General features: G+C 41.7%; 13 protein-coding genes. 11 read left to right on the top strand and 2 right to left on the bottom strand.

All coding sequences use genetic code 11. The features are described from left to right. The 7 genes from B4K20_RS16000 to tatC form a co-directional block, all read left to right on the top strand. Positions 1-263: HisA/HisF-related TIM barrel protein (locus B4K20_RS16000; RefSeq protein WP_289283677.1), on the top strand; the 263-nt coding region annotated here is incomplete at its 5' end. After that, a complete protein-coding gene (hisI, locus tag B4K20_RS16005) occupies positions 264-647 on the top strand; it encodes a phosphoribosyl-AMP cyclohydrolase (RefSeq protein ID WP_289283678.1) in 384 nt (127 codons plus the stop codon). It abuts the gene before it with no gap. Continuing rightward, positions 644-964 carry a phosphoribosyl-ATP diphosphatase gene (locus B4K20_RS16010; protein WP_289283679.1) on the top strand — a complete coding sequence of 107 codons (321 nt, stop codon included), beginning with the start codon at positions 644-646 and terminating at the stop codon, positions 962-964. The genes hisI and B4K20_RS16010 overlap by 4 nt, the downstream gene beginning before the upstream one ends. Continuing rightward, positions 961-1,299: a histidine triad nucleotide-binding protein gene (locus B4K20_RS16015; RefSeq protein ID WP_289283680.1), complete on the top strand. Its 339-nt coding sequence runs from the start codon at positions 961-963 to the stop codon at positions 1,297-1,299. The genes B4K20_RS16010 and B4K20_RS16015 overlap by 4 nt, the downstream gene beginning before the upstream one ends. A gap of 11 nt (positions 1,300-1,310) precedes the next feature. Next, entirely contained in the window at positions 1,311-1,553 is a 243-nt protein-coding gene (gene tatA, locus B4K20_RS16020) for a twin-arginine translocase TatA/TatE family subunit (protein WP_286305956.1), read from the top strand. Between the two features lie 20 nt (positions 1,554-1,573). Next, positions 1,574-1,876: a Sec-independent protein translocase protein TatB gene (gene tatB / locus B4K20_RS16025; RefSeq protein WP_289283681.1), complete on the top strand. Its 303-nt coding sequence runs from the start codon at positions 1,574-1,576 to the stop codon at positions 1,874-1,876. Continuing rightward, entirely contained in the window at positions 1,869-2,600 is a 732-nt protein-coding gene (tatC, locus tag B4K20_RS16030; RefSeq protein WP_289283682.1) for a twin-arginine translocase subunit TatC, read from the top strand. Before tatB ends, tatC begins: the two co-directional genes overlap by 8 nt. Here tatC and B4K20_RS16035 read toward each other — a convergent pair. Then, positions 2,597-2,941, bottom strand: coding sequence for a pentapeptide repeat-containing protein (locus B4K20_RS16035; RefSeq protein WP_286305959.1), 345 nt, complete (start codon positions 2,939-2,941; stop codon positions 2,597-2,599). The two genes, tatC and B4K20_RS16035, sit on opposite strands and share 4 nt — an antisense overlap. A 168-nt stretch (positions 2,942-3,109) precedes the next feature. On the opposite strand from B4K20_RS16035, the gene B4K20_RS16040 reads away from it, so the two are divergent. Continuing rightward, positions 3,110-3,352, top strand: a complete 243-nt coding sequence (locus B4K20_RS16040) for a TIGR02647 family protein (RefSeq protein ID WP_286305960.1) — start codon at positions 3,110-3,112, stop codon at positions 3,350-3,352. Here B4K20_RS16040 and folA read toward each other — a convergent pair. Then, positions 3,330-3,827, bottom strand: a complete 498-nt coding sequence (gene folA / locus B4K20_RS16045; protein WP_289283683.1) for a type 3 dihydrofolate reductase — start codon at positions 3,825-3,827, stop codon at positions 3,330-3,332. The genes B4K20_RS16040 and folA overlap by 23 nt on opposite strands. Positions 3,828-4,113: 286 nt before the next feature. Here folA and B4K20_RS16050 point away from each other — a divergent pair, with 286 nt between their 5' ends. From B4K20_RS16050 to B4K20_RS16060, 3 genes are all read left to right on the top strand, one after another. After that, positions 4,114-6,297 carry a primosomal protein N' gene (locus tag B4K20_RS16050; RefSeq protein WP_289283684.1) on the top strand — a complete coding sequence of 728 codons (2,184 nt, stop codon included), beginning with the start codon at positions 4,114-4,116 and terminating at the stop codon, positions 6,295-6,297. A gap of 105 nt (positions 6,298-6,402) precedes the next feature. Continuing rightward, positions 6,403-8,160 carry an arginine--tRNA ligase gene (gene argS, locus B4K20_RS16055; RefSeq protein ID WP_289283685.1) on the top strand — a complete coding sequence of 586 codons (1,758 nt, stop codon included), beginning with the start codon at positions 6,403-6,405 and terminating at the stop codon, positions 8,158-8,160. An 11-nt stretch (positions 8,161-8,171) separates the two neighbouring features. Next, positions 8,172-8,768 (top strand): SPOR domain-containing protein, encoded by a 597-nt coding sequence (locus tag B4K20_RS16060; RefSeq protein ID WP_286305965.1) that lies wholly within the window; start codon positions 8,172-8,174, stop codon positions 8,766-8,768. The last annotated feature ends 1,422 nt before the right edge of the window (positions 8,769-10,190 follow it).

The following is a 10,190-nucleotide window of genomic DNA, read 5'->3' on the forward strand; positions in this document are numbered from 1 at the left end:
CGGGTGAGATTTTATTGACCAGCATGGATAAAGACGGCACAAAGTCAGGTTTTGATCTGGCACTCACCAGAGCAGTCAGTGATGCTGTTAACGTACCAGTGATTGCTTCAGGTGGTGTTGGCAAACTTCAAGACTTAACGGATGGCATTAAATTAGGTCATGCGGATGCCGTTCTGGCTGCAAGTATCTTCCACTTTGGTGAACACACTGTTGAAGAAGCCAAACAACAAATGGCTGCACAGGGTATTGAGGTGAGGTTGTAAATGACAACTTGGCTGGATCAAGTGAAATGGAATAGTGATGGTTTAGTTCCTGTCATTACGCAAGAGTTTGAAAGCAAGCAAGTACTCACTTTAGCCTGGATGAATAGAGACGCATTAGCGCTGACAGCTGAACAAGGACATGCCATTTATTGGTCACGTTCACGACAAAAGTTATGGCATAAAGGTGAACAATCAGGGCACCAACAGATCGTTAAATCAATACGAATGGACTGTGATAACGATGCTATTTTGTTGGAAGTGATTCAAAAAGGGGGCATTGCCTGCCACACTGGACGTCATCACTGCTTCTTTAATGAATTACAGTCAGATAAATGGCAAGCAATTGATCCAGTTTTAAAAGACCCCAAAGACATTTATTCATGAGCGATATAATTAAACAACTTAGTCAGGTACTTACCGAACGCAAAACAGCTGATGCTGATAGCTCATACGTTGCCAGCCTCTATGCTGCAGGCACAGATAAAATTCTGAAAAAGCTGGGTGAAGAAGCCGTTGAGACAGTCATCGCAGGCAAAGGTGGTGTGAAAGAAGAGATTATCTATGAAACTGCTGATTTATGGTTTCATAGCCTTGTCTTACTGGCGCATAATGATATCGATTCTCAAGCTGTTCTTGATGAACTTGCCAGACGCTTTGGCTTGTCTGGCCTGGAAGAAAAGGCTAACCGGAGCAAATCATGAACGATTGTATATTCTGTAAAATCGTCGCAGGTGAAATACCTTCAAACCGCGTTTATGAAGATGAACTGATTTATGCCTTTACTGACATCAATCCAAAGGCATCTGTACATGTGTTAGTGATTCCGAAACAACATATCGCCAGACTGGATAACGCAAATCAAGAGCACGCTTCGCTCCTTGCCCATATGATGCTCAGCTTACCCAAAATAGCTGAATCACAAGGCCTTAAAAATGGGTTCCGTACGATTATTAACACCGGACCTGGTGGTGGCCAGGAAGTCGATCACCTGCACATTCATATCCTTGGCGGTAGTAAAATGCCTGGATTCAATTAGGAGATAACCCCATGTTAGGTGGTATTAGCATTTGGCAATTACTTATCGTTTTAGCGATTGTTATTTTATTATTTGGCACAAAAAAACTGCGATCGCTTGGTGGTGATTTAGGTAGTGCAATCAAGAGCTTCAAAGACTCTGTGCAAGATGGCAAAGATGATATTGATAAAGAAAAAAATGACGCTATCCAACATCATGATGCTCATGATGACATTTCACAGAAAAGTGATAATAAAGATAAAACTTCTCACTAGTCTAAATCGGCACATTCGCCATGTTTGATATCGGATTCTGGGAAATCTTAGTCATTGCTCTGGTGGCATTGATTGTCGTCGGTCCTGAAAGACTGCCAAAACTGGTCAGAGTGACTGGTCTTTGGATAGGCCGGGCTCAAGCCTCATTACATGCCATAAAAACAGATATTTCCAGAGAGCTTCGAGCGCAGGAGTTAAAAGATGCGCTTAATAAAACTAATCAAACCATGTCTGATATGAATCAAACGATTCATATTGACGAAAATCTGCAAGAGAATAAAAAAACCGCCCCAAAAGAAGAGACCGATAAAAAAGATGGATAATCACGATCAACAACCTTTGATATCCCATCTGGTTGAGCTAAGAGATCGTTTACTTAAAGGTGTGCTCGTCGTTTTAGTTATTGCTTTATGTTTACTGCCTTTTTCCAATAATCTTTATCACTTTTTGTCTGAGCCATTACTCGAGCAGCTACCAGAAACCAGTACCATGATAGCGACAGAAGTCGCCTCACCATTCTTAACGCCGTTTAAACTCACGTTGAGCACGGCCATACTGCTGGCTGTACCAGTATTGTTATACCAATTATGGGCTTTTGTCGCGCCGGGTTTATATACACATGAGAAAAAGCTGGTGTTCCCATTATTATTTGCCAGCACGATTCTATTCTTCTTAGGTATTGTTTTTGCCTATTACGCCGTCTTCCCATTGATATTTGCCTTTTTGACTCAAGCTGCGCCTGAAGGGGTGGCGGTGATGACAGATATCAGCAGTTATCTGGATTTTGTTTTAAAACTGTTCTTTGCTTTTGGCTTGGCATTTGAAGTCCCTATTGCCACTGTGTTGCTCATATGGACACAAGCAACCACAGTGGAGTCATTAAAGCAAAAGAGGCCTTACATCATCGTAGGGGCTTTTGTGGTGGGTATGTTACTCACGCCGCCAGATGTCATTTCTCAAACCTTACTCGCTGTGCCTATTTGGTTATTATTTGAAATGGGGTTATTCAGTGCCCGTTTTTTACCAAAAAAACAGCAGCAAGTTTAGTTCTTGTATCGCATCCGCGTGCCATGTTGTAAAGACAGCAACACTTCTTCTGCTTCTATCTGTTTAGGAAAATACACACCAGAAATCTTTGCACCATGAATACTGGCGCCTTCCATGCTGACACACTCAGTAAAATCAATACCCCTTAAGTCAGCCTGGCGAAAATAACTATTTGAAAAATCTAAGCCTTTCGCAAGTAGTCCGACCAGTGTCAAGTGTCTAAAATCACACCCTCTTAAATCGACTTGCTCACCAGCAGCTACTCTCTGATTAAACTCCTGTACCTTACCGTCTCGAAGCAATTGATATAGCGGATTATCTGTAATGATTGGAGCAGCCATCGTTATTTTCTCCCTTATTAACGTTATTATTGTTTAGCGGCTAAATATTAAATAAGTTCATCATATTTATATACAACAGAAAATATTCGGATGTATTTCACAAATAGCTAAATCAGTATCACCCTTTATGCTATGTTAAATCCATAAATACAACAAAGGGCTCAGACAATGACAATCAACAAATACCTAATAGAAGAAATCGAAGTCTTACTTCAGTTCCCTCTGGATAGCACTCAGGCGGGTATTAAAGTCCATCATAATGCCAGACAGGAAATGATTGATGCCACTGAGAACCTATATAAAAAAGGACTTATCAGTCAACATGATGGTGGCTATCTGACCGATCTCGGTTATGAAGCGGCTGAACACTTACAGCACGCTTTACAAATCATACGTTCTGAATCCGTTTAAAAAGTCTGAAACTATAGTCATATTGATTTTTTTCATCGGCTTGATGGTCTTCTGAACTCAGTAAAGTCCAGTCGGAACGATCCCATTCTGGAAACCAGGTATCTCCACCATCAATCGTGGTATGGACTTGAGTAATATAGAGTTTGTCGCATAGTGGGAAGCATTGTTTATATAACGATGCACCTCCCATTATCATCACTTCATCCACATCCTTACACTCTTCAAGAGCTTGCTCCAAAGAGTGGACGACTTCACAGCCTTGTGCGATGTAGCCCTGTTGGGTCGTCACGACAATATTTCGCCTGCCTGGCAAAGGTCTACCGATAGATTCATGTGTATTTCTACCCATAATGATGGGTTTGCCCATTGTTGTCCGTTTAAAAAACTGTAAATCCGCTGATATTTTCCAAGGTAAATCATTATCTTTACCAATCACACCTTGCTCATCCATTGCCACAATCATTGCTATTTTCATTGACTCTCCGAAGACCTTTTTATTGCCCAATTAAGACTAAATTTTATCCATGATAACTGCTGTATAAGATCCCTATAAGATCGATCACAAGTTGTGGATAACTTTTCCTGTGGATAACTCGTCTTTTTATCCACAAGATTTAGACTGCGCAGCTTTGTAGTTATTAACATGTCCTAACACAGATAAAATATTGATTTATATGTTGTAATAAGAACTATCCAACAATCCACAGGCATAAATCATTAACATCACTAAAAAAATATCTTTCTTTCTTTATGTTTAATTAATGACTTGCATACTTCACATTAGCGTACCGTGTCCTCTCAGACAATTGTTTGATTACACCTCTGACTTACCCATCACAGAGTGGAAGATAGGAGCACGAGTAAAAATAAACTTTGCGAACCGACTCTGTACTGGCATCGTTATGAAAATTAGCGAAGTCACTGAACAAACAGAAATTGCCAAGTTAAAACCCATTGAAGAAAAATTAGACAATGAGCCCCTCATTCCAAAAGAGTTAATGCAAACATTGTTATGGGTAAGCCGTTATTATCATCATCCTTTAGGAGAATGTTTCCAAACGGCTTTACCTAAACTCTTAAGAACAGGCAAACCTGCAGAAATCGAGACAGAAAATTGGTGGAGCAGAACTAACAAAACCGTAGAGAAAAAAATAGGGTCGAAACAACAGCAGTGCTTAGATTTACTTAATGATTATCCTGACGGCATCAGTCAATCCCAGCTAAAGCATTACCTTGGAAATATTAATACTTCTCTAAAATCGCTTGAAACAGCAGGTCTTATATCGCAACAACAGAAAGCAAAGTTACCGATAGCAAGGAATGAACTTCATTTTGATTTAGAACTTAATGATCAACAACAAAACATTGTAGAAAACGTTTGGAAAAAAAAGGAACGATTTCAACCGTTTTTGCTAGAAGGAATAACAGGAAGTGGTAAGACGGAAGTCTATATTGAACTCACTGAAAGGGTGTTAAAGGACAATCAACAAGTATTAATACTTATCCCAGAAATTGGTCTAACGAGTCAATTTGTTGATCGATTCAAGAAAAGGTTGAATACAACCATTGTCATCTTAAACTCATCCGTGTCTGATAAAGAGAGAAAACAAGCCTGGCTATTAGCAAAAGCAGGATTAGCTCATGTCATTATTGGTACACGCTCTGCCGTTTTTACTCCTTTAAGCCAACCTGGCCTTATCATTATTGACGAAGAACATGACAGTTCTTACAAGCAACAAGATGGTTTGCGCTATCACGCCAGAAATGTCGCGTTGATTAGAGCTCAGAAGTACGATATTCCTATCGTAATGGGAAGTGCGACGCCTTCTCTGGAAAGTTTGTATCAAGTAAAAAAACAACGCTTTGAACTTCTGGAATTAACACAACGTGCAGGAAGTGCTCAATTACCCAAAGTACGTTTAGTTGATTGTAGTCAGGCTAATCCTGATCACGGTTTTAGTGACATCCTACTTAAGGCAATAAAAAAACATCTTGATGCGGGCAATCAAGTCATTTTGTTTATTAATCGGCGTGGTTATGCTCCCGTGTTGATGTGTCACGACTGTGGCTGGCAAGCAAAATGTAAACATTGTGATGCAAGAATGGTGGTTCATCAGCATCGTCATATACTGTTTTGTCATCATTGTGGCTATATTCAGCGTTTAGTTGATGAATGCCCTGAATGTGAATCCACCTCTCTTAAAAGCTATGGAGCCGGTACAGAAAAAATAGAGCAGCATTTACAACAACTCTTTCCCGAAACACCGGTGAGTAGGGTAGATCGTGATACCACACAAAGAGTAAATGCTTTTTCTGACTTAGTCGCTGATATCAAACAGGGAGAAGCGCGAATTTTAGTGGGCACGCAAATGCTGGCAAAAGGTCATGACTTCCATGATGTGACTTTAGTGGGGGTGCTTGATACGGATCAGGGCTTATATAGTGCAGACTTCAGAGCCACAGAAAATCTGGCACAAATGATTACTCAAGTCACAGGAAGGGCTGGAAGAGGAGAAAAGTCTGGTGAAGTTATTATTCAGACTGAACAGCCCGCACATGATTTCTGGAAAACATTGATCACCAATGGATACAAAAAAACGGCAGAAAGTCTATTACAAGAACGAATAGAAATGGCATTACCTCCAGCATCAAACTGGGCGGTCATTCGCGCTGAGTCTGCTGATAGAGAAGAAGCCACCGCTTTTTTAGAAGCATTCAGCGCACAGTGTCATCAACAACTCGCTGAGGATGTCCTCATTTTAGGTCCTGTCCCTGCCATTATGGAAAAAAAGGGAGGACGATTCAGAGCACAATTATTACTAAGTAGTACACAACGAAAACCCTTACACCAACTGTTGGATCAACATATCAGTGTGATTTCAAGGCATAAACTGGCGCGGAGGGTAAGGTGGTCTATTGATATCGATCCGGTCGATATTCTTTAAACAGTCATACAGCAGTCAAACTTGAGACAATCAAGGATGTAAACCGAGTGGATGATCGGGTAAAATGCGCGACACTATTCAAATTGCATTCAAGGTTCATTAACGTTGAAAAATCAACTGAAAAACCTGCTCGGTCAGGCTTTATCTACGTTTATTCAAAAACACGCTTTAGACATTGAGCTACCTGAGATACAGATAGAGCGAACTAAAGATAAATCTCATGGTGATTTTGCCTCTAATATTGCGATGATGCTGGCCAAACCAGCCAAAATGAATCCTCGTCAAATTGCCACCGAAATCGTTGAAGTATTGCCCGCGACAGAGTTTGTCACCAATGTTGAGATTGCCGGCCCTGGATTTATCAATTTTTTCCTTTCTGCTGAAGCGAATCAGAAAGTCATCACAGATGTACTTGAGCAAGGTGAAAAGTTTGGTTTAAGCCAAGTTGGGCAGGGTAAGAAGGTACAGGTAGAGTACGTTTCCGCGAATCCAACTGGACCTTTGCATGTCGGGCATGGTCGTGGTGCTGCTTATGGCTCTGTTGTGAGTAGCCTGCTATCCGCGGTCGGTTTTGACGTTCACCGTGAATATTATGTGAATGATGCCGGCAGACAAATGGATATACTGGCTACCAGTGTCTGGCTGCGTTATTTGGATGAATCTGGTGAAGTGTTTACTTTCCCGAGTAATGGTTATCAAGGCGAATATGTAAGAAATATTGCAGGTGAGTTAAAAACTGAGTTCGGTAACCAGTTTTTACTTTCGGCCAGTCAGGTTTTTGAAGATATCCCTGCGGATGAGCCAGATGGTGGCGACAAAGAAATGCATATTGATGCATTGACCAATAAAGCGAAAAGCTTATTAGGCGAAGCCAATTATCGGATTATTTTTGATAAAGGTCTCAATGCCATCCTGAATGACATTCGTGATGACTTGGCTGAGTTTGGTACAGAGTATGACGAATGGTTTTCCGAACGTTCCCTCGTTGAGTCAGGCGATGTAGACAAAGCGGTTGAAGTCCTCAAAGCTGCTGGTCACTTGTACCAGGACAAAGGGGCATGGTGGTTTAAATCCACGGCATTTGGTGATGAAAAAGATCGTGTTGTTGTGCGTGACAATGGCCAAGCTACCTATTTTGCTTCTGATATTGCTTATCACCTCAACAAATACCAACGTGGTTTTGATCGCATCATTGATATCTGGGGTGCTGATCACCATGGGTACATCCCACGCGTTAAAGCGGCTGTCGAGTCAATGCAACTTGATGCAGACAAATTAAATGTCTTATTAGTGCAGTTTGCGGTGTTATACCGGGGAACTGAAAAAGTAGGTATGTCTACCCGAAGCGGTGAGTTTGTAACGTTGCGTGAATTACGTAACGAAGTGGGTAAAGACGCAGCACGTTTCTTTTATGTGATGCGTGGCGCTGATCAGCATATGGATTTTGATCTGGAGCTCGCAAAATCTCAAAGCAATGATAACCCCGTGTATTACGTACAGTATGCTCATGCTCGTGTGTGTAGTGTTTTCAGACAGCTGGCTGAGCGCGGACAAGACTGGAATCCAGATATTGCAAAACAGTACCTGAACAAACTGACAGAACCTCAGGAAGAGACATTAATGACGATGCTGTCACGTTATCCAGAAATTCTGGAAACAGCAGCATTAAATCATACCCCTCATTTGTTGGCTCACTATCTGACTGATTTGGCTAGAGATTTCCATGCTTATTACAACGCACATCAATTTATTGTGGATGATGTGGAGTTAAGTCAGGCACGTTTATTACTGGTCTCAGCAGTCAGACAAGTCATTAATAATGCCTTATCTGTGATGGGTGTTTCAGCGCCTGAGTCGATGTAAGAGGTTGAGCTTTGGCGGCAAAAAGAAATACACGTAACGAGCCATCATCCCGTTCCCTGCCATGGGGACCGATGTTGTTGAGCTTTGCTGTTGGTGCTTTTGTGATGTTTTTACTGCACCTTAAAGATAATGTTCCAGCCGATAAGTCTGGTAGTGTAAAAACAACAGAGTCTAAACAGCAGAAAAAGCCTGAAAAGAAGGAAGGGGTGGAACCCACATTTGATTTTTATACCTTACTCCCTGAGATGGAAGTGATGGTGGATAAGAAAAATAAAGGGTCACAACCGATCGTCACTTCGCCTTCTGATGATTCAGATGCTGCTGAGGCCACAAATAGTACAGAAGCGGAAACGTCAGCTGAAACTGATGTCAGCTATATGATACAAGTTGGTTCCTTCAAGAGGGCTGCGGATGCGGACGGTTTTCGCGCGAAGTTAGCCTTATTAGGTATTGAGTCTAAAGTTCAGAGCGTTACTATAGACAATAAAGAAACCTGGCATCGAGTTCAGGTGGGTCCTATTGCTGGTCGCAGCAAGGCAGATGCTTTGCAAAAGCAATTACGTGAAAATAATATCGACTCGCTACTGTTACGGGCCAAACACAATTGATAATAGAAAGTTGAATAAATTCGTGACTGTCATGGTCCAGGCTGTTTATTATCAAGCGCTACTGATTTCAGTTTTGTAATTTGAGTAATTGAGGACACCGACATGACGGACAATACAGAAACTCACATCTTTGAAGATGTAGTCAGTCCTTTTTGTGGTATTGCTTCTGATGATTTGGTCATCGAAGTCAAGGGTAATACCATCACGGTGAAAGAGAATGGCGATGCGGTCACCAAACCTGGTTTTGAGACACCGATAACTGATCTTTCACCACGAATAAAAGGTCAGGATGTTTCATTTGAACAAGCAGTCAATCACATTGCAGGTTTGCTGAAATCAAGCAAACAACCTCTAATAGGTGGAATGGCGACTGATTTAAATGGTGCCAGGGCGGCAATGTCACTCGCNNATATGACGCGAGCTACGGTTGATAGTTTTTATTCTGATAACGCTTTCAAAAATATTCTGGTACTACAAGACACTGGTTACATGACAACCACACTGACTGAGGTCAGAAATCGTGTTGATTTGTTGATTGTTGTCGGTAGTGATATCGAAAAAGGCTTTCCTCGGTTTTATGAGCGCATGATCTGGCCACAAGAAANNGAGTCAAGGGAAGTTATTTATCTCGGTAAATCACCTTCTGGTGACGCTTCCACCTCTCCTGCAGGTAGAAAAGCCAGTGTATTACCGTGTGATATTGATGATTTGCCAGAAGTCATTTCTGTATTAAGGGCCTTAGTCAAAGGCAAAACAATTCAGTCAGAATCTGTGGGTGGGATAGCCACTTCCGAACTTGCTGAGCTGGCAGAAAAAATTAATACTGCAAAATACTCTGTACTTACTTGGTCTGGCTCTGAAATGAGTATGGAGCATGCTGAAGCAAGCATTCAAAACCTGTGTGAAATGATCAAAGAGGTCAATGAAACCACGCGCTGTAATGGATTAATGTTGGGGGGTAAAGATGGTGATACCACAGTGAATGCCGTGTCATCCTGGCAAGCTGGCTATCCGATGCGAACCAGCTTCAGCAGAAATATGCCTGATTACGATCCCTTCCTGAACCGTGGGCAACGTATGCTGGATGAGGGAGAAGTGGACTGTCTGCTTTGGATTTCCAGTTTCAACACGAAGTTAACGCCACCAAAAACTGACGCAGCAACAGTTGTTTTAGGCCGCTCTGGAATGACGTTTGAGAGTGAACCGGAAGTCTTTATCCCGGTGGGGGTTCCCGGTATCGACCATGTAGGACGAACATTCCGTTGTGATAGCTCAGTATCACTTCCACTTACAAAATTACGTGACAGTGGTTTACCCAGCACACATGAGGTATTAACGGCTGTTGAGAAAGCCCTGTAAACGGAGAAAAAATATGCTGACAAAATTAACAGGTGGACGCATTTTTGACCCAGAACATGGGCA

It is taken from the genome of Methylophaga sp. UBA5088 (assembly GCF_002414625.1).
Taxonomy (GTDB): domain Bacteria; phylum Pseudomonadota; class Gammaproteobacteria; order Nitrosococcales; family Methylophagaceae; genus Methylophaga; species Methylophaga marina.

Coding starts and splice junctions, on each gene's coding strand:
- B4K20_RS16010 (WP_289283679.1), top strand. CDS start 644: ATGAGCGATATAATTAAACAACTTAGTCAGGTACTTACCGAACGCAAA.
- B4K20_RS16035 (WP_286305959.1), bottom strand. CDS start 2,941: ATGGCTGCTCCAATCATTACAGATAATCCGCTATATCAATTGCTTCGA.
- B4K20_RS16050 (WP_289283684.1), top strand. CDS start 4,114: ATGACTTGCATACTTCACATTAGCGTACCGTGTCCTCTCAGACAATTG.
- hisI (WP_289283678.1), top strand. CDS start 264: ATGACAACTTGGCTGGATCAAGTGAAATGGAATAGTGATGGTTTAGTT.
- tatC (WP_289283682.1), top strand. CDS start 1,869: ATGGATAATCACGATCAACAACCTTTGATATCCCATCTGGTTGAGCTA.
- B4K20_RS16040 (WP_286305960.1), top strand. CDS start 3,110: ATGACAATCAACAAATACCTAATAGAAGAAATCGAAGTCTTACTTCAG.
- B4K20_RS16015 (WP_289283680.1), top strand. CDS start 961: ATGAACGATTGTATATTCTGTAAAATCGTCGCAGGTGAAATACCTTCA.
- tatB (WP_289283681.1), top strand. CDS start 1,574: ATGTTTGATATCGGATTCTGGGAAATCTTAGTCATTGCTCTGGTGGCA.
- folA (WP_289283683.1), bottom strand. CDS start 3,827: ATGAAAATAGCAATGATTGTGGCAATGGATGAGCAAGGTGTGATTGGT.
- tatA (WP_286305956.1), top strand. CDS start 1,311: ATGTTAGGTGGTATTAGCATTTGGCAATTACTTATCGTTTTAGCGATT.